Source organism: Desulfobaculum sp. SPO524 (assembly GCF_044987625.1).
Taxonomy (GTDB): domain Bacteria; phylum Desulfobacterota; class Desulfovibrionia; order Desulfovibrionales; family Desulfovibrionaceae; genus Desulfobaculum.
On the sequence record NZ_JBJDSB010000002.1, the window covers coordinates 766,269 to 790,347 of the forward strand.

A 24,079-nucleotide genomic window follows, 5' to 3' on the forward strand; every position below is an offset into this window, starting at 1 on the left:
CGTGGCGTGAGATCACCGAGAATCCGGAAACAGGACACATGAAGAAAGTATTTCGCCTCTTTGCGGCTATTTCCATGGCCGTTGTCATTACGGGCTGTGGCTATATCGACTCCTATTTCATTGAGCCGCCGGAAGACACGGCGCAGGAGCTGTACGAGGCAGGCCGCGACGCCATGCATACCAAGGAATATGCTGACGCCGCAGGCTACTTTAGCAAGCTGCGCGACAGGTACCCCTTCAGCCCCTATACGCCGTCTGCCGAGCTGGCCCTTGGTGACGCCTACTACATGGACGAGCAGTACGAGGCCGCTGCAGACGCCTATATCGAATTCGAGGCGCTGCACCCCCGCCACGAGGAGATTCCCTACGTGCTCTTCCAGATTGGCAAGAGCCGGTATAACCAGTTCTCCTCCATTGATAAGCCGCTGGAGCATGTCTCTCAGGCCATCGAGTACTTTGAGCGCGTGCGCGAAAGCTACCCGGATACCAAGTACGCCAAGGAAGCCACGGCGTACATCAAAGGCTGCCGCCAGTACATGGCCGACCATGAAATTTACGTCGCCGACTTCTACTGGCGCACGGAGCGCTACCGCGCCGCGTGGCAGCGCTATGAATCCATCGTGAAGAATTTCCCCGACCTGCCTAAGGTTGTTGACTACGCCGCCGAGCGTTCCAAGCTCGCGTACCTCCGCTTCCAAAAGGATACGTCCGAGGAAGTGCGGGAAGAAGCGCAGGGCAGTTGGAAGAAATGGTTTAAATGGTTGTAGAATAAAGCGGCCCCTCGCAGGGCCGTTTTTCTTTTTGAGGCCCGGACGGACGCCGATGCGTCGGCCGGGCCTTTTTCTTAGGAGACAAGCATGACCGATGTGCAGATGGTTCCGGACTGGTTGGAAGAGCGCCGCGTGGACGACGCCAATTTTGCAAGCGCCTACGACGGACAGGGCGGCGAGCGCCGGGCGTGGATGAAAAAACTCATCGCCCAGCAGTACGCCATGGATGCGCCTAGCGCCCAGACGCGCGCCACGTCGCGCGCGGCGTGGCGCAGCGGCTTCACCAGCGTGAAGGGAACCTGCGCCCTTGATTTTGCCGTGGTGGTCCTTGGCGCGGACGTGCAGTCCGGGCCGCAGGCTGTGGCGGCGGCGCTTCCGGCTGTGGTGTCCGGCGCGCGGACCGTTTTGGCACTGCGCCTTGGCGAAGGCGGCGCTGATGCGGACGCTGTGCTGGCGGGCATGGAACTGTGCGGCATGGAGAATGTTTTTGTCGTGAGCGTGGACGAGGCGTGTTGCGCCATTGCGCACTTGAACGCCGCCGGGCGCGGCGCTGTGATTGTCCTAGGCAACCGGGACGAACGCGCCGCCGTGTGCGGGGCGGCGCAGGGCGAGGCGCGCTGCGCGCAGGTGCTGACGCTGCCGCAGGCGACGCGCCTTGGCGTGTGGTACAGTGAGAACGCCGCCGAGTGGGACACCGAGACCATTCTCTGGGCGCATCCCGGCGCGCGGGTGGATGTCTGGAATGCCCCGCAGGCGCAGGCTGGCTGCGATGCCCGCACAGGCACGCGTGAGGAATTTGCGGCCGCCGGTTACGACGCTGTCTATGTGCCGGAGTCCCTTTTTGCGGACGTGGCAGAGCTTGCGGGGCGCGCCTTTGGCTCCGGACAGGAGGGGGTATGGTCGTGGCCCGGTGTGGCGTGCGATTTTTTCAGCGTTTCAGGCTTGGCATTGGGTGGTCTTTCCGCGTAAAACTTCCTTAGAACACAGTGGATTCTCAATCAGCCCCCGACTTGTACAGGAAAGGATCAATGGCAAAGAAAACCGCGATTCCCAAAGGGTATATCCAGTCTCTGCGCAACATCGGCATCATTGCCCACATTGACGCCGGAAAGACGACGCTGACCGAGCGCATCCTCTATTACAGCGGCAGGATACATCGCATGGGCGAGGTGCACGACGGCACCGCGACCATGGACTTCATGCCCGAGGAGCAGGAGCGCGGCATTACCATTGGCTCCGCCTGCACCACATGCAAGTGGGGCGACAAGACCATCAATGTTATCGACACCCCCGGCCACGTGGATTTTACCATTGAGGTGGAGCGCGCCCTGCGTGTGTTGGACGGTGCCGTCGGCGTCTTCTGCGCCGTCGGCGGTGTGGAGCCGCAGTCCGAGACAGTGTGGCGGCAGTCCGAGCGCTACAAGGTGCCCAAGCTCGCCTTCATCAACAAGATGGACCGCATCGGCGCGGATTTTGAGGCCGTACTCGATTCCATGCGCGACAAGCTCCGTGTGACGCCGCTCCCGCTCCAGATTCCCGTCGGCGCGGGGCAGGAATTTACAGGTGTGATCGACCTCATCGACATGAAGTATCTTGTCTTTGACGAGGCGACCCATGGCGGCTCCTTTGAGTCCTTTGACCTTACTGACGAGCAGCGCGAGCTGGCCTCCCCGTGGCGGGACAGGCTCTTTGATGCCGCGTCCGAGGTGAGCGATGAACTGATGGAGCTGTACCTTGGCGGCGAAGACGTCCCGCGCGGGATGGTCCTTGATGCCGTGCGGCAGTTGACGCTGGATTTGCAGGTGGTGCCCGTCTACACCGGCTCCGCCCTGCGGAATGTGGGGGTGCAGCCGCTTCTTGACGGTATCTGCGCCTTGCTCCCCAGCCCAGAGGACGTGGCGCGCCAGCAGGCCACCGATGCGCGTACCAGAAAACGCATCGACATTATGCCCTCCATCAAGGAACCGCTGGCGGCTTTGGCCTTCAAGGTCTCCCTTGAGACGGGACGCAAGCTGGTGCTCATGCGAATCTATTCCGGCGAGATTGAGGCCGGGCAGGTGGTCTACAACGCCACCCAGAAGAAGGAGGAGCGCGTGGCGCGCCTCTTTACCCTGCACGCGGGGCACAAGGAAAAGGTGGACCGCGCGGTGGCCGGTGAAATTGTTGCCGCCTCGGGCATGAAGTTCGCCCGCACGGGCGACACGCTGTGCATGCAGGATACGCCCGTCATCCTTGAGCATATCGAGGGCTATAAGCCTGTAATTTCCCTTGCGCTGGAGCCGCGCAACAGCGACGAGGCGGAGAAGCTGGACGAGGTGCTGGAGAAGCTCCTGCTGGAGGACCCCACCCTTGCCCTGGCCACTGACGAGGACACAGAGCAACGCGTGCTGTCCGGCATGGGCGAGCTGCACCTTGAGGTTGTGCTGGAGCGCGTGCGCCGCGAATTTCATGTGGAGCCGCGCGTGGGCAACCCGCAGGTGGTGTATCAGGAAACCGCGGGGCAGAAGGCGTCCGCAGAGGGCGTTTTCGACAGGGAACTCGGCGACGACACACACTATGGCTACGTCGCCCTGACCGTGGAGCCTCTTGGGCGCGGCGAAGGCCGCAGCGTGCGTTTTGGCTTTGGCACCGAGGAATGGCCCGACCAGTGGCTGGATTCTGTGGCCGAGGGCATCGAAGATAGCTTGCAAAGTGGGGTGCTGAGAGGGTATCCAGTTCAGGACGTCCGGGTGACAATCGATGAATTGCGCCGTGAGGAAGGCAAATCCAGCGCAGTTGGATATCACATGGCGGCCGTCTCGGCAGTTAAGGAAGCCTTGCGTGGCGCCAGCCCGCAGCTTCTTGAACCCATCATGCAGGTAGAGGTCAACGTTCCGGACGACTTCGTGGGCGATGTCATCGGCCTTCTTGGGACCAAGGGGGCAAAGATCGACAACATGTACGATATGAATGGACAAAAGATCGTCCAAGCCCTGACGCCTCTGCGGCAACTTTTTGGGTTTTCCACGCAACTTCGGTCAGTCACACAGGGGCGCGGGGGGCTGATGATGCAGTTCTCCCGGTTTGACGTTCTTGGGTGAGTGCAACTCCAGTTTCTGGATTTCTATCTGAAAACATATGCATACAGAGCTTGTTTCAAGGTGGGTCCGGCTGCGGCGCTGGATCCGCTATTCCTACTTGCGCATTATGCGCCTTGGGGCGACGCCGCATTGCATTGCCCTCGGTCTTGCCCTTGGCATTTTCATCGGCTTTATGCCCATTGTGCCATTCCAGACCGTGGCGGTGCTGACCCTTGCGTTTATCTTCAAGGGAAACAAAATCGCCGCTGCCCTCGGCACGTGGATATCAAACCCCATTGATCTGCCGTTTTTCTATTACGGCCTGTATCTGGTTGGGCGCTGGGTTCTGCCCTTTGACGGACCGGGGTTCGACCCCAAGCATTTGGAGATGAGCCAGCTCATCGCCACAGGATGGGAGCTGTTCGCCATGATGGTGACGGGTGGGCTGCTGCTTGGCATCCCCGCGTCCATTGCCACCTATTTCATTACCCGCCGCATGGTGGTGGGCTACAGAAAGCGCCGGATGCTCCGGCTGCTGCGTAAACGCCTTGGCCGTAAGGCCAAATAGGCCGCGTTATTTCGTCCCACAATAAGGCCCCGGAACTTCCGGGGCCTTTTTTGTGCGCGCCGCCCGGAAGGGGAGTGCGGGGGCGAAGTGGTATTGCCACTTGAAATGTTATGTTTTTTTCAGGCATACTCGCAGAAGTGTCTCCACAGTCTCTTTCCGGAGGAAGGTTTGTGAAACGCTGGTCCGTTATTCAAGGCGATGAGGAATTCTGGAGCGACCTGAGTAAGGCGCGGCGCTGCGTGCTTATTTTGGATTATGACGGAACGCTGGCCCCCTTTGTCCCCAACCCCGCGAAAGCCGTGCCCTATGATGGCGTGCGCGAGGTGATTGAGCACCTGATGGAGAATCCCCATTGCCGGGTGGTCTTTGTGACGGGACGCTCCTGCGATGACCTTGTGCGTTTGCTGGGGCTGCCACATCAGCCCGAGGTCTGGGGGAGCCATGGCGGCGAGCGCTTGCTCCCAAATGGCGAGCGGCAGCTGTTTGATATCGCGCCGGGGGCGGAAACCGCTCTGAAACGGGCCGAGGCCATGGCGCGCGAGGCCGGGTACGTGGACAATCTGGAAGTGAAGCCGGGATGCGTGGCCTTTCACCTGCGGAGTCTGGATGACGATGTGCAGGACGAGGCCTTTGCGTGGGTGTCGAACCATTGGCAGAGCTTGGCTGATGGCGGCGGGTTGACTTTTGCCACCTTTGACGGGGGGGCGGAAGTGCGGTCCCCCGGATTCACCAAGGATACCGCCGTGCTCTCCATTTTGGAGGAGGTCGGCGACGATGATGTGGTGTTTTACCTTGGCGACGACGCCACGGACGAGGACGCCTTCGCCGCCATTACCGGACAGGGGATTGGTATTTTGGTGCAGAACGAGGACCGCCCAAGCCTTGCAATATGGGTTCTGCGGCCACCGGAGGAAGTGTTGGCGTTCTTGAGCGCAGTCGATAAAACACTGTAATGATGATGGCGGATGTTGATCTATGTGGAGGGCTGGCGTTGTCTTTTTCTTGAATTCCTTGCATTTGTGGAGTGTTTTCTGTACAAAATGAAGTGATTTTTGGGGCGGGATCAATTCCCGCCCGTTGTGCAATCTCTTCCCAAGGTGTTCAATGCCAAAAAATGCAGTTCGCTTGCTTGTGGTTTCAAACCGTTTGCCCATATCCCTTAAGCGCGATGGCGACGAATGGGAAATCGAATCGGGCAAGGGCGGTTTGGTCACAGCAATGGCCCCTGTTTTACGCAACCGGGGCGGGGACTGGATCGGCTGGCCCGGAGCGGGCAGCGATGTCGACCTTGGTCCCTATCTTGCGGAATATTCCAAGAAAGCAGGCTACACCCTGCACGGCGTCAACCTCACCGAAGATGACGTGCAGGGCTTCTACCAGGGCTTCTCCAACGAAGTCATCTGGCCGCTGTTTCATGATGTGCAGTCCCGCTGCAACTTTGCCCCCGAATATTTCAAAAGCTACTACGATGTGAACGGAAAGTTCGCCGACGTTATCGCCCAGGTCTCCACGCCGGATGACTACGTGTGGGTGCATGACTATCACCTCATGCACGTGGCCTCGCGTCTGAAGGAGAAGGGCGAAACGCGCCGGACGGGTTTCTTCCTGCATATTCCCTTTCCCCCGCTGGATATCTTTTTGAAGCTGCCATGGCGGCATCAGGTCATCCGTGCGCTTCTCGATTTTGACCTTGTGGGCTTTCAGACCTTTCGCGACCGCCGCAACTTCTTGCAGTGCGTGACCACGCTGTGCAAGGGCTACAAGCCCTCGGGGCGCGGACCCGTGGTGCAAATCCGGGGCGAGGGGCGCGTTATCAAGGCCGGGTATTTCCCCATTAGTATTGATTATAAGGACTTTTCCAGTCAGGCGCGCACCCGCGCCGCCGCAGAGCTGGGCGATCAGGTGCATGATGCCTTTCGGCGGCGCGATTTGGTGCTGGGCGCGGACCGCCTCGACTACAGCAAGGGCATCCCCGAGCGCCTTGAGGCCATGCGGATGCTGCTGACCAAGTATCCCGAACTGCGCGAGAAGATATCCCTTGTTCAGGTGGTGGTGCCAAGCCGCGAAAAGGTGCCCGAATATCAAAACATGAAGCGGCGCATCGAAAGCCTTGTCAGCGAGATTAACGGCGAGTTTTCGGAGCCGGGGTGGGTCCCGGTGTACTACATTTTCCGCAATCTCGACCGCAACGAGCTGGTGGCCTACTACCGCACATCCAAGGTGGCGCTGGTGACGCCCCTGCGCGACGGGATGAACCTTGTTGCCAAGGAGTACTGCGCCTGCAACGTCACTGGCGACGGGGTGTTGGTGCTGTCCGAGTTTGCAGGGGCGGCGGCGCAGTTGCAGCGCGGGGCGCTGCTTGTGAACCCGCACGACGTGGAGGGCGTGGCCGACGCGATTTACCGGGGCTACCACATGAGCCTTGACGAGAGGCGCTCCCGGATGCACAAGATGCAAACCACGATTCGTAAGTTCGACATCTACTGGTGGGTTGATTCATTCCTCAAGGCGGCGTTCGGCAAGCATCTGGACGATTTTCCGCCGCAGGAGGTCGTGGACTACCATACAAGCGAGGGATGAGCCGGAGCCTTGCGCGCCGGCCCTGTTGCCTGCCAGCCTTTCGTATCCGGCGTGCGCGCCACAACTGAGTAGAACAGCGTGAAAAAGATTCAGAATCCAGCATACGGGCGCTACGCCAAAAAGCGCTTCGGCCAGAATTTCCTGCACGATGCCAACATCGCCAGAAAAATCGTCGATACCCTGCATATTGAGCCGCAGGATAAGGTCATTGAAATCGGCCCCGGGCACTGCGCACTGTCCGTGCACATCGCTGACGCCAATCCGGCGCTGTACGCCGCGGTGGAGCGCGACCTGGAGCTTGCCATGGAGCTGCGTGACAAGTGCCCAGGCGTCGAGCCGCTGGCGGCGGACGCGCTGTCCATCCGCTGGGAAGGGCTGCCGCAAGACGCCTCGTGGAAGGTGGTGGGCAATCTGCCGTACAACATCGCCTCGCCGCTCATGTGGGAGCTGTTCAGCCGGGGCCGCGCCGTCACACGCGCCGTGTTTATGATCCAGAAGGAAGTGGGGCAGCGCCTCGTTGCCGAGGCCGGAGGGCGTGCCTATGGCGCGCTGACGGTATGGGTGCAGAGCTTTGTGAAGCCGCGCTATGAGTTCACTGTCAGCCCCAACGTGTTCATTCCGCGGCCAAAAGTTGAGTCTGCGGTGCTGTCCTTTACCCCGCATGAGAACCCGGGCCATTTTGACCCACGAGCCTTATCTGGCCTTGTGAAGCTGTGTTTTCAGAACAGGCGTAAGCAGGTGGGTAAGATATTGAAATCATTGTGGAATGACGAGGTGGACGAATGGTTCCGCCAGCAGGGCCTTTCCGCCAAAGTTCGGCCCGAGGATTTGACGCCGAACCACTTTCAGGCCTTGTCAGTTCTCACAAAAACTCATTTTATGGCTTGACATGATTGAGAATCTGTTGCCAATGTTCAATGCGGCGGTAAGGCAACGCCCCATGCGGACTCCGCCCATATACGCCCCCCGAAAGGCAGCAGGTAAAACCTGATAACTACTGGACATAAACGCCTGTATGCTTTAAGGGGCAAGAAAAGCGTATAACGCATTGCCCAATAAGGTTGCACTAGTCTCGCATCGACGCGCAAAGGATGCCGCGTCAAACGTACGGCCCTCCGTCGAAAGCAGACATGGTGATAGGAAGTTGTTTTGGGGAGATAGAGACTAACCACTATGAGGAGGAATGGACTGATGACGAAGGCTGATCTGGTTGTAAAAATCGCTGAGAAGGCCAACATCACCAAAGCCAACGCTGAGCGTTCCCTGAATGCTTTTCTGGATACGGTGGAAGCAACGCTGGTGAAAGACGGCAAGCTGACTCTGACCGGCTTTGGCACTTTTGTGGTTGAGGAGCGCAAGGCTCGCACCGGTCGCAACCCCCGCACCGGCGCACAGATTGAGATTCCCTCTTCCAAGGTTGTTAAGTTCCGTCCTGGCAAGCTCCTGAAAGACGCCGTAAAATAAGTCTTAGGGAGGACAGTTATGATTCACGGAGAAACTCTTCACAGCGCCCTGCCCTGGGATCTCCCCTGGTGGGCCCCCGACCATGTTGTATTTTTCGGAACCTTGTATCTGGTTCTGGGCATCCTCGGTCTCGCCCTTGGCTACGCCGCTGTGAAAGCCTACATCGATACTGTCGCCAACCCGAAGTCCGGCGCTAATTCGCATTAGTCCTCCGGTCTCTCGACGAACGAAGCAGCCCGGTGCGCCTAGTGCGTACTGGGCTGTTGTTTTTTCTGCGCTTTTTCCGCTCCTGCCCGCGAGTGGAGGAGGGGTGAAAATCCCCTTTTCCCTAGATTTTTTCTTGCCCTTTGGGTAAATATGACCTAAAGAAGTCGTCTTTACATTGGCACGGCACATGTCCGTGCACCCAAGGGGAGGTGATTTACGTGCCCGGAGTAACCCTCGAAGATACTGAAAACTTCGATATCGCTCTGCGTCGCTTCAAGAAGCAGGTCGAAAAGGCCGGCATTCTGTCCGAAATGAAGAAGCGCCAGCATTACGAGAAGCCCAGCGTGCAGCGCAAGAAGAAGATGGCTGCCGCCCGTAAGAGGCTCCTCAAGAAGATGCGCAAAATGAACATGGGCTAAGCCCTTCATACCGTGAAGGTCGCTAGCAGTCTGCCGCAAGGCGGGCACCATGACCGATCCCTTTACAGTTATGCGGGGCGGCGGTGACGCCGCCCCGCATTTCCGTTTATCCATCCTTTGCAGTGCGGGTCCGAAAGGGTACCGCAACGGAGCCGAATGTCATGAGCAGTCTCATCAAACGAATCGAATCTGACTTCATTGCCGCATACAAGGCCAAGGACACGGACCGCGTGTCGGTTCTGCGGATGCTCAAGACCGCCGTAAAGAATAAGCAGGTAGAACTCCAGCGCGAGCCGGAAGAGGGCGAAGTGCTCGACCTGGTGACCAAGCAGGTCAAGCAGCGTCAGGAGTCCGTGGACCAGTACACGCAGGCTGGCCGCACCGAACTCGCCGAGCAGGAAGCCCGCGAGATGGCCATCCTGAAGGATTACCTGCCCGAACCCCTCACCGAGGAAGAAGTCGCCGCCATCGTCGACGAAACCATTGCCAAAACCGGTGCCGCAGGCATGCAGGACATGGGCAAGGTGATGGGGGCCATCACGGCCGCCTACAAGGGCCGCATTGACGGCAAGGCTCTGTCCGCGCTTGTCCGCTCCAAGCTTAATTCCTGATTTTTTGCCACGAGAGTAATACTAGAACCATATGGATTCTCGAACATATCAGCTTCTTGAGTTCCCCAAGGTCCTGGCGCTGGTCGCCGGATACTGCGTATCCGAGCCCGGTGCCGAGAGCGTGAAGGGCATCCGCCCCTTTGCGGATAAAGATGCCCTTGCGCAGGAACTCGAAGTCATGAGGCAGTGGCTGGCCTGGAGTGCGGAAACGCGCTTCAGGCTTCGCGGTTTTCCTTCCCTTGATGGGCTTTTTGCGTATCTGGAACGCCCGGCGGCGCTTCTGGACCTAGACGCTCTGTGGGCGCTGGCCGATGTGCTGGGCGTGGTGAAGGAAACCCGTGAGAGCCTCGCCGAGGCCGACGAAGAACGCTTCCCCCTTCTTGCCGAGAAGGCGGGGACAGACTGGCCGCAAAAGCTGCACGCCGCCCTGAAGCGTTGCCTCGGGCGCGACGGCAACCTCCGCGACGAAGCGTCGCCGGAGCTGTTTTCCGTGCGTCAGGAGATTCGCTCCGTCCACAACCGCTGCTCCAAGCGCGTGAAGGACTTCATTGAGGGCGAAGGGCTGTCGCATTTTCTGCAGGACGACTATGTCACCATTTCGTCCGACCGCTACGTGGTGCCCCTGAAGGCGAACGCCAAGGGACGCGTGCGCGGCATCATTCACGACTACTCGCAGACCGGGGAAACCTGTTACTGCGAGCCGCTTTTCCTTGTGGACCTCAACAACGAGTTGCAGGACCTCAAGCAAGAGGAGCGCGAAGCCGAGCGCAAGGTTTTCCGCTATCTGACGGATCTCGCGCGGCAGGAGTTTGATGCGCTGCAGGCAAGCTACGGCTTTGTGGTGATGTGCGATATGCTGTGCGCCAAGGCCGCCTTTGCGGGCGAGTATGGCGCGCGCACCATTGAAATTGGCGAGGACAGCCCGCTGCGTCTGCGCGACGTGCGGCATCCGCTGCTCATGAAGAGCGGTAGCGCCGTGCCCGTTGATTTGGAGCTTGAGGACGGCCAGCAGGCGCTGGTGGTCAGCGGCGGCAACGCGGGCGGCAAAACGGTGTGCCTCAAGACCCTTGGTCTGTGCGCGCTGATGGCGCTGTCTGGTTTGCCGGTGAGTGCCGCCGAGGGCAGTTGCGTTCCGGCGTGGGATAAAGTTTTCGTTGTACTTGGCGATGAGCAGAGCATTGAAAACTCGCTGTCCACCTTTACGGCGCAGATAAAACATTTGTCCAGCGCCTTTGGTGCAGTTGACTCTCGCACACTCGTGATTATGGATGAGTTTGGAGCCGGAACCGATCCGAGTCAGGGCGCGGCCCTTGCGCAGGCGGTTGTGGACTCCATCCTGGACCGTGACGCGTGGCTTGGCGTGGCAACGCACTTTCCGGCGCTTAAGGCCTACGCCCTGAGTAAGGAGCGCGTGCGCGCCGCGTCGGTGCTCTTTCATCCGCAGACCAAAAAGCCCCTGTACCGTCTTGCCTATGATCAGGTGGGCGCAAGTCAGGCGCTGGATGTGGCCAAGGAGCACGGCCTGCCCGCAGAGATTCTGGAGCGCGCCGAGCAGTACCTGCTGCTGGACGGTTCGGATACCTCCAAGATTGTGGAGCGCCTGAACGCGTTGGCCGTGTCCCGCGCGGAAGAATTGGAAGGTCTTGAAGCCGAACGCAAGAAGCTCCACGACAAGCGCGTGCGCTTCAATGAGCGTTTCGAGCGTGAAAAGCGCGCCCTTATCGATGAGATTCAGGCGCAGGCCCAGACTGTTCTGAAGGAATGGCGCGATGGCCGAATCGGTCACAAGGAAGCCCGCAAGAAGCTGGCCGAGGAGCGCAAAAAGCTCGCCGGAAGCGGGGCCGCCTCCGCCACAGCGGAGCAGCCCAAGCAGTTCCAGTGGGAGGACGTCGAAGTCGGCGAGTCCTACGTGTATGGCTCCTGGGGCAAAAGCGGTGTGGCGCAGGAGAAGGACGACAGGAAAAAGCGCGTCAAGATCGACATGGGCGGCGTGTCCGTGTGGGTCAAATTCTCCGAGCTGGCACCGGCCACCAAAAACGCCGAGAAGCCCAAGGCCGCATCCGGCGGCAGTGTGGCGCCCTCGGCGCCCACGGCCTTGACGGTGGACCTGCGCGGCATGCGCGCGGATGACGCTGTGGCCGAGGTGGCGCGCTACTTGGACAACGCGGTGCTGTCCGGCCAGAACCGGCTGGAGATTATCCACGGGCGCGGAACTGGCGCACTGCGCCGCGAAGTGCACGACTTTTTACGGACTTTTCCCCCGGTTGACCATTTCGCTTTGGCCCCAGAGGATCAGGGCGGCGATGGAATGACCATTGTGGAGTTGAAATAGCGAGTCTCGCCTGACGGGGCATGCGGCGCCATAGCGCCCTGAACGTGTTGCGCTCGGGGCGTGCCGCAGAAGCCGCCGCAGCCGGGAGTGGCAGAACATTCAGGAAAGGGCATGGCAAAGTTCGATTCTGGAGTGATTGCAGCCATCAAGTCGCGGCTCGACATTGTCGAGCTGGTCCGCAGATATGTGGACCTGAAGCGCGCTGGTGGTCGTTGGATGGCTCCATGTCCGTTCCATCAGGAAACCAAACCGTCCTTCACGGTGCATCCGGACGGATATTTTTATTGTTTTGGATGCCGAGCGTCCGGTGATGTGATAGATTTCTACTGTCAGATCAACGGACTGGACTTCCGCGAAGGGCTGACGCAGCTTGCCGAGGAACTCGGCGTGGAGCTGGCCACCGTTAAGCCGGATCCGGAGGCGGATGCCAGACGCCGCGCGCGCAGCGACAGCATTAAGATGCACTCGCTGGCCGGAGAGTTCTTTCGCGCGAATCTGGACGCGCCTTCGGGCAAGATCGCGCGGGACTACATCGTCTCACGCGGGCTTTCGCCGGAGGTGGTTTCGGCGTTTGGGCTGGGATACAGCCTGGACGACTGGCACGCGCTGGAAAAGCACCTGCGCGCCCGGGGCTTTGCCCCCGACCGCGCGGCAGCCGCAGGCTTGCTGGTAAAGAACGAACGGGGCAATGTTTACGACCGGTTTCGCGGCCGGCTCATGTTCCCCATACATAACCTTTCAGGTCAGGTTATTGCCTTTGGCGCGCGAACGCTCACAGGCAACGACCCGAAATACCTCAACAGCAGCGAATCGCCCATCTATGTGAAGGGCGACCACCTCTACGGTCTGTTTCAGGCCCGCCGGACCATAGCGCACAAGAAAACCGCGCTGCTCACGGAGGGCTATACGGACGTTCTGTCCCTGCACCAGTACGGCTTCACCAATGCCTGCGGCGTGCTGGGAACGGCGCTGACTCCGCATCAGGTGCGGCGTCTTGGTGGCTTCTGCTCCGACCTGTACCTTGTCTTTGACGGCGACGGTGCAGGGCGCAAGGCGGCACTGCGCTCCAGCGAGATGATTCTTGAACAGGGGCTCAAGTGTCGCGTGGTCCTTCTGCCCGATGGCGAGGACGTGGACAGCCTGTTGCAGACGCAAGGGGCGGACGCGTTCGCGCAGCTTATGGAATCGGCAGAGGACGGACTCAAGTTCTGTCTGAGAACCGTTGGGCGCACCTCAACACGGGAAATGGTGGACTGGGTCCACAAGTTCCTAAGCGGGCTGAAAAACCCGGAGTGGAAATCCTCGCTGATTTCCGAGGTGGCCCTCAATATAGGACTAAACGAACAGGATTTACGAAAACGTCTGCAGGCCAGCACGCGTGAAGCGGCTGCCGCCTCAGGCGGTGCGGGTTCTGGTGGTGGAAACCAGCCACGCCGGACCGCTCAGTCCACACGGGGAGAAAAGCTTGACCGCCAGCTCATGCGGTTTGCCGTACGCAACCCCCGCTTTGTGCGGGAGCTGGAATCAAGGGGCATGGGGGAAGCTCTTTCAACCCCCTTCGCCAATGGTCTGTGGGGAAAGATGGTCACCCAACCGGATGCCGATATCTTTGCGTTGCTTACGGAACCGGAAAAGCGGTATTGGGTGGAATGCAACCTTGATGGACCGGACAGCGAAGAGCAAGTGGACAAAGAGTGGTGCGATGTGTGCGAGCATCTTTCGCGCGTCCAGTTGAACTGCCAAAAGCGGTTCACCATCGACGCCTTGCGACGGGCGCAAATGAATGGCGACCACGCCGAAGTGCAGCGGCTGTTGCAGTTGCAGCAGGAGATCTTAGGGAGGCTAGATGAGCAACATTAAGGAAATCCAGCAGATCAAGGCGTTGATCGCGCAGGGCAAGAAAAAGGGCTTTCTGACCTTTGATGAAGTCAGCAAGGCGCTGCCCTCCGAAATCAACAAGCCGGATCAGATCGAAGAAGTCATCGGCATCTTCGAGCAGATGGACATCGCCATCGTCGACACCGAAAAGGAAGGCGACGAAATCCGCTTGGCCAATGCGCAGGAGAGCAGCGACGACGACTCCGGTCTGGAACTGGCCGAGAGCGAGGAAAGCTCTACGGACTACGCCTCGCGTAGCACGGATCCCGTGCGTATGTACCTGCGCGAGATGGGCGCTGTGTCCCTGCTCGACCGTGACGGCGAGGTGGACATCGCCAAAAAGATCGAAGAGGGCGAGCTGGACGTCTTGTACGCCCTTGTCGAAGTGCCCGTCGCCATCGAAGAACTGGTCTCCATTGGTGAGGACCTTGAGGACGGCAGCGTCAAGCTCAAGGACGTCGTGAAGACCATCGAGGAAGACGACCCCAGCGAAGACGAGATGAACCAGCGCCAGCGCGTTATTCACCTCCTCAACGAAATCGGGGAAATCTACATCGACAAGCGCGACCTGTACATCAAGCAGGACGAGTGCGCCACCACGGAAAAGAAAGTGGTCGATCTCCAGCAGGAGATTTTGGACTACAAGGAAAACATCGTTAACAGGCTGCGTGACATCAAGCTCGAAAAGACGCTTATCGACGGCATCATCGAGCGTGTGAACGACTACGTGCGCCAGATGCACAACTGTCAGCGCGACCTTTCCGCCTACCTGCTGTCCACCGGTAAGCCCACGCAGGAAATCCGCGACCTGTTCGACCAGCTCGACGCCCGCGAGATTAATCCCGTGGTCGCCGCTGGCGAGCTGGGACTCACCGTGGAGGAGATGTTCTCCTTTAAGGAAATCATCTCCGGCAAGATTGAAATCCTCAAGCGCCTTGAGGACAAGTGCTGCCATCAGGTGCACGACCTTGAAGAAGTGCTGTGGCGCATCAAACACGGCAACCGCATGGCCTACCGCGCCAAGCAGGAGCTTATCCGCGCAAACCTGCGCCTTGTCGTGTCCATCGCCAAAAAGTACACGAACCGTGGCCTCCAGTTCCTGGACCTGATTCAGGAAGGCAACATCGGCCTCATGAAGGCCGTGGACAAGTTCGAGTACCAGCGCGGCTACAAGTTCTCGACCTACGCCACGTGGTGGATTCGTCAGGCCATTACCCGCGCCATTGCGGACCAGGCCCGGACGATTCGTATCCCCGTGCATATGATAGAGACCATCAACAAACTTATCCGCACCTCGCGCTACCTTGTGCAGGAGCTGGGACGCGACCCAACGCCGGAAGAAATCGCCGAGCGTATGGACTACCCGCTGGACAAGGTGAAGAAGGTGCTCAAAATCGCCAAGGAACCCATCTCCCTCGAAACGCCCATCGGCGACGAAGAGGATTCGAGCCTTGGAGATTTTATCGAAGACAAGAAGGCCGCCGCACCCGCAGAGGAAGTGGTCAACACCAAGCTTGGCGAACAGATTGCCGGAGTGCTGTCCGACCTGACCCCCCGCGAGGAACAGGTGCTGCGCAAGCGCTTTGGCATCGGCGAGAAGAGCGACCACACCCTCGAAGAGGTCGGCAAACTCTTCAACGTCACGCGTGAGCGTATTCGTCAGATTGAAGCAAAGGCACTGCGCAAACTGCGCCACCCCGTCAGGAGTGCCCAGCTGAGGTCGTACTACGAAAACTAGCCTTACGCCTCCCTGCTCAGACATCGCGGCCCGCATGGCTTACCATGCGGGCCGTTTGCGTTTGGCAGGGCAGGGCGCCTTTTGACGCATTGATGCGCCTGGAGTATTTTGCAGGTATGAGTGGAATTCGGTTCTTTTGGCGCAGGCAGCGCGCGTGGCGCGGTGTGGCGTGCGCTGTGGCTATGGCGCTTTTCCTTCTTGTGGGGCACGGCACCGGGTGCACGACGGCCGCGGATGAACTGGCATGGGCCAAGTGGATTCCCGACGGTGACACCGTTCAGCTTGTTGGCGGCACATGGGTGCGGCTGACGGGCATTGATGCGCCGGAAACAGGCAAGCATGGCGCGCCGGGGCAGTACTATTCCGGCCGCTCGCGCGGCGCGTTGCAGGAGCTTGTGGGCGGGCGTCCGTTTCATGTGCGCCCGGTTGGGCGCGGCACGGACCGCTATGGCCGGGTGCTTGGTGAAATCATTTTGCTGGATGGCACCAATGTGAACGAGGAACTTTTGCGCAGTGGGCATGCCTCGCTGTATTGGTTCCCCGACCATCCGGCGGAGCTCATCTCGCGCTATATCGCTGTGCAGCGCGAGGCCATCAGCCACGAGCGCGGTTTTTGGCCGCGCGTGCTTGGTCAGCCCGTGGCGCGCGGGCCGTGGGTGGGCAACGCCAGAAGCCGCCGCGCGTATCCGGCGGGCAACAGCCGAGTGAAAAAGATATCCCCCCGCAACCGCGTGGAGTTCTCCTCGCTGGAGGACGTCTATATGCACGGCTATAGCGCCGCGCGTTCACTTTCGCCGTGGTGGCAGGTGCAGTGATCGTGTCGTAAGGCTCTGATTTGTATTGTGCTTTCCATTTTTGTCATTTGAAAAATTTCAGAAATGGCAAAAATTCTCTTTCTGTTTGACGCTGTTCTGCGAAAACCGTATTCTGACCGACCCTTACATGAGATAATGGGGAATATGCCCGGCTTGGCGCTGGTTCACGCGTTTGTGCGCGGCCACGCGCCGCCGCTGGCGCAAAAGGCCCACAGCGCGCTTTTTTGCCGCCGCCATGTGCGCCCTTTGCCCGCCGCAAGCCGCGAGGCTATGGCGCGCCGCCATCCGCCGCCGGGCATCCTGATAGTTGCTGAGTCTGCCCCGGCTGCGTGCGCCTTTTGGCTATGGCGCGGCCCCGCGTGCGACCCCGTGCGGTGGGGAAGGGAGCAGACCGATGGACCTCAAACTTTTCAGCAGAGCCTCGGTGTACCGCAAGAGGGAACAATCAATGCAACGCACTCCAATCGCCCAAGAACAAGATGCATGCGCAATCATAGCCTTTATCGATAAGCGTGGGCGCTCGTCCCACGCCAACATCGTCAAGACCATAGAAGCCCTAAAAAAGATGGCCCACCGCTCGGGCGACATCAACAACGAAGGCGACGGCTGCGGCGTCATGACGGACATCCCGCGCGAGGTATGGGCGGGGCGTCTGGAAAAAGCCGGACTGTCGCGCCATTTGGCCGAGAGCCGTGGCTTTTTTGTTGGGCATATTTTGCTCCCCCACCAGACGCGCGACAACGCGGACACCATTATGTCCCGCGTGCGCGCCCTGTTTGCCGAGCGCGGCGCGGAGCTGCTGCACGAAGTCATCGGCAACACGCGTGACGGGGAGCTTGGTCCGCTGGCCGCTGCCGAAGCGCCGCTGTTTTGGCAGGTGGCGGGCATTCTGCCGCAGGCGGAGCTGAATTCCGGCGGTCGCGTGTTGTTTGATGTGCAGATGGCAGTGGAGGCGGAGCTTCCGGACATCCACATCGCGTCCCTGTCCACGGATAGTGTGGTCTACAAGCTGCGCGGCGTGCCGGACCTGTTACCCCGCGTCTATCCCGACTTGCAGAATCCCGAGACGCGCTCGGTGATGACCCTTGGCCACAGCCGCTATTCCACCAACACGCTGCCCACTGTGGAGCGTTCCCAGCCGTTCTCCATGCTGGGCCATAACGGCGAAATCAACACCATTGAGCGCCTGCGCAGCACCGCCCGCACCCTTGGCATTGAGCCAGTGCCCGGCGGAAGCGACTCGCAGGACCTCGACCGCATTCTGCAGGGCCTCGTCAACATCTATGGCTTTGAGCCTATGGAAGCCTTTGCCATGGTCTTTCCGGCGGTGCACTCCGAGGTGGCGGCCTACCATAAGGACCTGCAGGACGTGTACGCCTATTACCGCTGGTTCTTCCCGCCGTCCGCGCAGGGACCGGCGGCGGTCATTGCGCGGCACGGGCATGTGGTCATGGGCAGTGTGGACGCCCTTGGCCTGCGCCCGCTGTGGTTTGGCGAGTCCGACTACGATTATTTCCTGTCCTCGGAGAAGGGCGTTGTGGATATTGAGTTCAACGCCGCAGACCCCAAGCCCCTTGCTCCGGGCGAGAAGATTGCCATCATCTCCGGGCACGAGCGGCGCGGCGTGGTGCTGGATTACTCCGCCTACCAGCGCCGCCTTGCCAAGCTGATGACGGGCCGCAAAAAGGTGCTGGGCGCAGTGAGCGGCCTGTACGAGGCCATTCCGCCGCAGAAGGACGCCATGCCGTCCCTGCGGGAGTTCCTTGGCCGCAGCGACACTGCCCATACAGAGGACGACCTTGTGTCCACCAACGCCCTTGGGGCGCTGGGCTGGCAGAAGTACGACGTGGATATGCGCCAGAAGGTTGCCACCACGGGCCGTCCGGTTATCGGCTCCATGGGTCATATGGGACCGCTGGCCTGCCTGAACGAAGACGCGCTGCCCTGCATTGCCGAGTATTTTAAGGAAAACGTGGCCGTGGTGACCAACCCCGCCATCGACCGCGAGCGCGAGGCGGACCATTTCTCCACGCGCGTCATCCTGGGTGACAGACCGGACGCGGCGGGCGGCAAGTCGCCCTCGCCTGTGGGTTTGAGCCTGAGTACGCCGCTACTACTGGGCGGCTGCTTCGGCGACGCTGTATCCCATGCGGAAATGGCGGACATTGCCCATGCCTTTGGCACGCAGACCTTGGCCGAGGTGCTGGACTTCTTCAGCGCCCAGCGCCGCGACGCTTCGCGCTACCACGTGATGGACGCCACGTTTGACGCCAAGGGCGGTGGCCTACGCCAGCGTCTTGATGTGCTGTGTGATGAAGCGTGCGAGGCCGTGCGCGGCGGTGCGGTCATCCTTGTGGTGGACGACGCCGCAACCTTTGAGGACGGGCGCGTGTTCATCGACCCCGGCCTTGTGGTTGCCAGCCTTGGTCAGGCGCTGAGCAGCGCCGGACTGCGGCGCGACTGCTCCATCGTGGTGCGCAGCGCGGCCATCCGCAACCTGCATGACATCATGTTCCTGCTGGGCCTTGGCGCGGACGCGCTGAACCCGTACCTCATCTGGCGCATGGCCCGCGAGCACGCCACGGAATCCCGCCCGGCGGAGCACGTTATCCGTGTGACCATGGACGTGCTGCAGAAGGGCATCGAGAAGGTCATGTCCACCATGGGCATCCATGAGTTGTGCGGCTACGGGCGCATTTTCTCCTCCATCGGCCTTGCTGATGACCTTGCAGACGTGTTTGGCTGCCCCAATTTCTGCTTCTCGCAGCGCAAGGGCTTGTCCTTTGCCCGCCTTGAGGCCATGGGCGCAATGCGCCTTGAGCGCGCAACCGCCGCCGAAGACCTGCCCCTGTGGCGCGACCCGCGCCGCAACGTGAAGGTCGGCCGCATTCTGCGCGCCGCTGCGGAAGGGCGCTCCGGCTACCGCGAGATGGCCCAGAAGCTGCGCGAAGTGGAGCGCGAATCCCCCGTTGCCCTGCGCCACCTGATGGATTTTCATCCCAAGGCGGACCAGCCGGAATTGGCTATGAGCGATGTGGATATCTCCTGCGGCGACCACGCCATGCCGCTGGTTATACCGGCCATGTCCTTTGGCTCGCAGGGTGAGAACTCGTTCCGCACCTATGCCGAGGCCGCCAAGGAATTGAACATCGTGTGCATGAACGGCGAGGGCGGCGAAATTCCGGACATGATGGGACGCTACCGCAAAAACCGTGGCCAGCAGATTGCGTCCGGACGCTTTGGCGTGTTTATGGACTTCCTCAATTCCGCCGATTTTCTGGAAATCAAGATCGGGCAGGGGGCCAAGCCCGGTGAGGGCGGCCATCTGCCGGGCCAGAAGGTGTCGGACATGGTGGGCGAGGCGCGCCACTGCAAGCCGGGAATCGCGCTGATTTCTCCGTCCAACCATCACGACATCTACTCCATTGAGGATTTGGCGCAGATTATTGCGGAGCTGAAAACCGCCAACCCCGGCGCGCGCATCAGCGTGAAGATACCCGTCACCAGCGGCGTGGGCACCATTGCCGTTGGCGTTGCCAAGGCCGGGGCGGACATTGTGAACGTGTCCGGCTTTGACGGCGGCACCGGAGCGGCGCGCGAGCATGCCAAAAAATACGTTGGCCTGCCCGCCGAGATAGGCGTCTCTCTTGCGCATCGCGCCCTTGTGGAATCCGGCCTGCGCGAACGCGTGGAGCTGTGGTGCGACGGCGGCATGCGCTCCGGCGCGGACGTTTTGAAAATGATTATGCTGGGTGCGGACCGTGTTGGGCTTGGTACTGTGGCGCTCATGGGCCTTGGCTGCATCAGTTGCCAGCGGTGCCATCTGGACAAGTGCCCCAAGGGCATCTCCACCCAGCTGCGCACCAAGGAACAGGCCGCAGAGCGCGGCGTAAAGGGCTTTACTCCCGTTCAGGTCGCGGCGGAGACGGGCAACCTTGTCCGCCTGCTGGGCTACATCGGCGAGGAGATGCGCTCCATTCTTGCCCGCCTTGGCGTGCGGCGTCTTGCCGACGTCGTGGGCCGTACGGACCTGCTGGAGCAGGCCATACTTGACGACGCGGTGGACCTGTCCTCCATTCTCAACGCGCCGTGCGACGCCATCGCCAGCGCAGGGGCTGAGCCTGTGCGTACCACGCGAAAGCCCCTCGACTACCTGACGCGCCTTATCTCCGACATCGCCATGACATCCTTTGGCGAGGACGAGACAACCAGCGTGCGGTACACGGAGCAGGGCATCCGCAGTGTGGACCGCGCCGTGGGCACCTATCTGGCCGGCGCCATGAGCCGTGAATTCGGCCCCGGTACTGACCGCCATGCCTACCTGCGCTTTGACGCGTCCGTTCCGGGCAATGGCCTGTGCGCGTTCAACATTCCGGGCATTGACTGCATCGTGAATGGCGGAACGCAGGACGGCACGGCCAAGGGCTGCTTTGGCGGCAGCGTTGGTGTGTTTAAGGAAGCCAACTGGCAGGGGAAGCGCATTGATGGCTCCACGGGCAAGAGCTTTGCCTACGGCGCTATTGGCGGCACGCTGATGGTGCAGAATTATGCCGATTCGCGTGCGTGCGTGCGCTTGTCCGGTGCGGACGCCATCTTTGGCGCGCGCATCACTGCCCCCGTCAGCGACGAGAGCGGTAATCTGGCTTCCCGCGCGCACCTGAAGGGCTTTGCCTTTGAGTATATGACGGGCGGACGAGCCGTTGTGCTGGGCGATCCGGGACCGTGGATGTGCGCCGGTATGACTGGCGGCGTCATCTACCAGTGCCTGTATCCGGAATACGGCTTTACCAAGGCCTCCGTGGTGCGGCGTTTGGCCACGAGCGCGGATGTGGGCGTTATGCCCCTTGATGAAGCGGGCTTGGACGATGTCCGCGAATTGCTGGAGCGGTATATAAATGAACTGCGCAGCAGTTTTCAGGACGATGAGGCGGACGCGGTGCAGGAACTGCTGCGTGATGCATCCGAACGCTTTGTGGTTATTGCCCCAGCGCACAAAAATCCGCCCAAAGCCGAATGATGGCGGCGTGGCCAAGATGAATAGGTAAAGAGATTGAACATTGTAGGACGGCCCCGGCATTGCCGGGGCCGTCTGTTTTGTGGGTGGGAAGAGCGGAGTTCTACTGGCGGAAGGCGAGGGCTTGCAGACGTTTTTGCCCTGTTATGAACAGCTTTATGATGCGCGGCCCCCGCGCGGGCCGCTGTGCTTCAATGCGCATCTGTAGTGCTACGCAATTAAATGCAAAATTATTTTAAAATAGTTGTTGACCCGGACGGACGTTTAATTATAAGTAGAACGACATTGAGAGGGCGATGGAACGGCAGCTACACGGTGTACTGCTACGCATCACCCGAGCCGGGTAACGGCTAAACAGTGACGACCCGGTGATTTTTTCCTTTTTTCTTTTCGGAGTTTTTTTCTTGTCTAAGAACATTTATGTCGGCAACCTGGCCTGGGGCGCATCTGATGAAGATCTTCATTCCCTCTTCTCCGAGTTCGGTGAAGTGCGGTCCGCACGCGTCATTCTCGATCGTGAGACCGGTCGCTCCCGCGGCTTCGGCTTTGTCGAAATGGATGATGACGACGGCGCTCTCCAGGCAATCGAGGCACTGAACGGTAACAACTTCATGGGCCGTGACCTCCGCGTCAACGAAGCCCAGCCCCGTGAGCGCCGCCCCCGCTACTAAGCGAGGAAATATACGGCATATCACGAAGCCCGCAGCGAAAGCTGCGGGCTTTTTTGCGTTCTGTGGCCGGGGGACGGTGGGGGCGATGTCGACGAGTGGGGGGGAGTGTTGGCTTATCGCCGCGCTGCGCTATGGTGGCGGTGATGAGTGAGGGAAGCTGGTGTTGCGGGATGGTCTTTGCGGCGCGTGTCTGGAGGACGCAGGGCGGTTGTGTCTGGGGGGAGTGTGTGAGAGGCCGCCGCGCGTCGTGCATCGTTGCGCTTGTTGTCTGATTTTGTTGTGCTGGGGGATGATTGTGCCCGGAATGCGTTGAACGTGGGGGCTGGTGTGGGGTTTGCTGAGATGATGGCCGAGAATGGGGGAGGCTGTGGGGCAAGAGAGGGCGTGAAGATACAGCGTTTTGACTGCTGTGCTGGTGGTAGAGAGTGTTGAGGGTCTACTATTCGGGGAGGACTCGTAGGGTTGCCGAGACAGTGTTTGCGGGGCGCAGGTCGTGAAATGTTTCATCCGTGCTGAGTGAGGTGCGGGGACTGAGACTTAGGGGGGATAGTGCCAGCGAAGGGGATGGACTGGTGCCATGGGCGACGGCGTCCGAGAGTGAAGAGGGAGTCCCCCCATTGACGCCTTGCGCTATGATGACGGTCATGAGCGGGGAAAGCTGGTATGGTGAGAAGCAGTCAACGGCGCGTGTCTGGAGGCCGCAGGGTGGTTGGCATTGTGGTGTGTGCAAGCGGCCGCCACGCGTCGTGTCCGCCGTGCTGTTGTTCGATTTTGTTGTGCAGGGGGAGCGTTATTCCGGAGCGTTGAGCGTGGGGTTGGCGTGGGGTAGACTGCGCAGAGTGGCCGTGTGTAGAACGGAGGATCTCCGCTGTGAAGCGTTGTGTTTGGGTTTTGACTCTTTGCTTTCTGTTTGCCGGGTGCCCGTATGCCTTGGCGCAGACGCCTGAACTTGTGGCGCGGTATGCGTCTGTTGCTCCCGTGGTTGATGGCGCGCTTGATGAAGCGGGCTGGGATGCTGGGGCGTGGTCGGGGCAGTTTGTGGACCTTGTGGATGGCGCGCCGGGGTGGCTGGAGTCGCGGTGCGCCCTGCTGTGGGATGAGCAGGCGCTGTACATAGCCTTTCGCTTTGCCGAACCGAACGTGACCGCGCACCTGACTGCGCGGGACGCCCCCATCTACCGCGAGAACGATGCGGAGATCTTCATAGCTGGGCCTGACGCGTATTATGAATTTGAAATCAACGCACGGGGCACCATCTATGAGGTGCTGTGGGTGTGGAACGACGCCTATGAACCGCACGGGCGGCATGCCGCGCTGGACCCGGCGGGGCGGACCATGCGCCTGACCGGTATTGGCGACCATGTGCATCCGCGCGGGCTGCGCATTGGTTTTTTGGAGTGGGATTGGCCGGGGCTGACGGCGGCGGTGGCTGTGGACGGGACGCTTAACGATGCCTCGGATACGGACCGTGGGTGGACCGTGGAGGTCCGCGTGCCTTGGGCGGGGATGGCGGCGATTATGCCAGACGCCGCGCCAACGCCGCGCAAGGGCGATACGCTGCGCGTGGACTGTTCACGCTTTCAGCGCGTTGACGCGGACGGCCGCAGACTCAGTCCCCCGGCGGGATGGGCGCTACGGGCACATGGCGAGTATGACTCCCACATGCCGGAGTGCTTTGCCCGTGTGCGTCTTGTCCGGGAGTGAGGCGGCAGGCGGAAGCGTCTGCAGGAGTCCAATCCCTGTCTTGTCCCCCGCCATGAGCAGGCCTCCGTCTTTTCGCACGGGGGGCATTACACCTCCAAGTGCTCGTCGTACATCGTGCCGACATCCTGCGTTGCGTGCTCCCCGGTACGACGCCCTTTGTGTACGGATGATGCTTCGTCGCATGCGAAAGCCCTCCCTCGCGCCGCTTTGCGCCGGGGGGGGGGAGTCTCCCTCACTTCCTCTGGCTTC

General features: G+C 60.5%; 18 protein-coding genes. All 18 read left to right on the forward strand.

From position 1 onward, the window contains the following. The first annotated feature begins 38 nt into the window (after window positions 1-38). The 18 genes from ACI3L3_RS09070 (at window position 39) to ACI3L3_RS09155 (ending at window position 23,830) form a co-directional block, all read left to right on the forward strand. A complete protein-coding gene (locus ACI3L3_RS09070; RefSeq protein WP_404844791.1) occupies window positions 39-767 on the forward strand; it encodes an outer membrane protein assembly factor BamD in 729 nt (242 codons plus the stop codon). A 90-nt stretch (window positions 768-857) separates the two neighbouring features. Then, a complete protein-coding gene (locus ACI3L3_RS09075; protein WP_404844792.1) occupies window positions 858-1,739 on the forward strand; it encodes a hypothetical protein in 882 nt (293 codons plus the stop codon). A gap of 59 nt (window positions 1,740-1,798) precedes the next feature. Then, window positions 1,799-3,850, forward strand: coding sequence for an elongation factor G (gene fusA, locus ACI3L3_RS09080; protein WP_404844793.1), 2,052 nt, complete (start codon window positions 1,799-1,801; stop codon window positions 3,848-3,850). 37 nt (window positions 3,851-3,887) lie between these two features. After that, window positions 3,888-4,397, forward strand: a complete 510-nt coding sequence (locus ACI3L3_RS09085) for a DUF2062 domain-containing protein (protein ID WP_404844794.1) — start codon at window positions 3,888-3,890, stop codon at window positions 4,395-4,397. A 170-nt stretch (window positions 4,398-4,567) separates the two neighbouring features. Then, window positions 4,568-5,350 carry a trehalose-phosphatase gene (otsB, locus tag ACI3L3_RS09090; protein WP_404844795.1) on the forward strand — a complete coding sequence of 261 codons (783 nt, stop codon included), beginning with the start codon at window positions 4,568-4,570 and terminating at the stop codon, window positions 5,348-5,350. A 151-nt stretch (window positions 5,351-5,501) separates the two neighbouring features. Then, window positions 5,502-6,977 carry a trehalose-6-phosphate synthase gene (locus ACI3L3_RS09095; protein WP_404844796.1) on the forward strand — a complete coding sequence of 492 codons (1,476 nt, stop codon included), beginning with the start codon at window positions 5,502-5,504 and terminating at the stop codon, window positions 6,975-6,977. A 78-nt stretch (window positions 6,978-7,055) separates the two neighbouring features. Then, window positions 7,056-7,865, forward strand: coding sequence for a 16S rRNA (adenine(1518)-N(6)/adenine(1519)-N(6))-dimethyltransferase RsmA (gene rsmA / locus ACI3L3_RS09100; RefSeq protein WP_404844797.1), 810 nt, complete (start codon window positions 7,056-7,058; stop codon window positions 7,863-7,865). A gap of 303 nt (window positions 7,866-8,168) precedes the next feature. Then, entirely contained in the window at window positions 8,169-8,441 is a 273-nt protein-coding gene (locus tag ACI3L3_RS09105; protein ID WP_404844799.1) for an HU family DNA-binding protein, read from the forward strand. Between the two features lie 18 nt (window positions 8,442-8,459). Next, a complete protein-coding gene (locus ACI3L3_RS09110) occupies window positions 8,460-8,648 on the forward strand; it encodes a hypothetical protein (protein WP_404844800.1) in 189 nt (62 codons plus the stop codon). A 218-nt stretch (window positions 8,649-8,866) separates the two neighbouring features. Further along, entirely contained in the window at window positions 8,867-9,067 is a 201-nt protein-coding gene (gene rpsU, locus ACI3L3_RS09115) for a 30S ribosomal protein S21 (RefSeq protein ID WP_404844801.1), read from the forward strand. 161 nt (window positions 9,068-9,228) lie between these two features. After that, on the forward strand, window positions 9,229-9,678 hold the full coding sequence (locus tag ACI3L3_RS09120) for a GatB/YqeY domain-containing protein (protein ID WP_404844802.1): 450 nt from the start codon (window positions 9,229-9,231) through the stop codon (window positions 9,676-9,678). Window positions 9,679-9,709: 31 nt separating this feature from the next. Then, window positions 9,710-12,010: an endonuclease MutS2 gene (locus ACI3L3_RS09125; RefSeq protein ID WP_404844803.1), complete on the forward strand. Its 2,301-nt coding sequence runs from the start codon at window positions 9,710-9,712 to the stop codon at window positions 12,008-12,010. Between the two features lie 111 nt (window positions 12,011-12,121). Next, complete coding sequence (gene dnaG, locus ACI3L3_RS09130) at window positions 12,122-13,870, forward strand: DNA primase (RefSeq protein WP_404844804.1); 1,749 nt, start codon at window positions 12,122-12,124, stop codon at window positions 13,868-13,870. Next, window positions 13,857-15,626 (forward strand): RNA polymerase sigma factor RpoD, encoded by a 1,770-nt coding sequence (rpoD, locus tag ACI3L3_RS09135; RefSeq protein WP_404844805.1) that lies wholly within the window; start codon window positions 13,857-13,859, stop codon window positions 15,624-15,626. The genes dnaG and rpoD overlap by 14 nt, the downstream gene beginning before the upstream one ends. Window positions 15,627-15,742: 116 nt before the next feature. After that, a complete protein-coding gene (locus tag ACI3L3_RS09140) occupies window positions 15,743-16,441 on the forward strand; it encodes a thermonuclease family protein (RefSeq protein ID WP_404844806.1) in 699 nt (232 codons plus the stop codon). Between the two features lie 448 nt (window positions 16,442-16,889). Continuing rightward, the gene (locus ACI3L3_RS09145) at window positions 16,890-21,458 is read left to right on the forward strand and encodes a glutamate synthase-related protein (protein WP_404844807.1); all 4,569 of its coding nucleotides are present in this window, start codon (window positions 16,890-16,892) and stop codon (window positions 21,456-21,458) included. A 401-nt stretch (window positions 21,459-21,859) separates the two neighbouring features. Continuing rightward, window positions 21,860-22,126 (forward strand): RNA recognition motif domain-containing protein, encoded by a 267-nt coding sequence (locus tag ACI3L3_RS09150; RefSeq protein WP_404844808.1) that lies wholly within the window; start codon window positions 21,860-21,862, stop codon window positions 22,124-22,126. A gap of 870 nt (window positions 22,127-22,996) precedes the next feature. After that, window positions 22,997-23,830 carry a carbohydrate-binding family 9-like protein gene (locus ACI3L3_RS09155; RefSeq protein ID WP_404844809.1) on the forward strand — a complete coding sequence of 278 codons (834 nt, stop codon included), beginning with the start codon at window positions 22,997-22,999 and terminating at the stop codon, window positions 23,828-23,830. The last annotated feature ends 249 nt before the right edge of the window (window positions 23,831-24,079 follow it).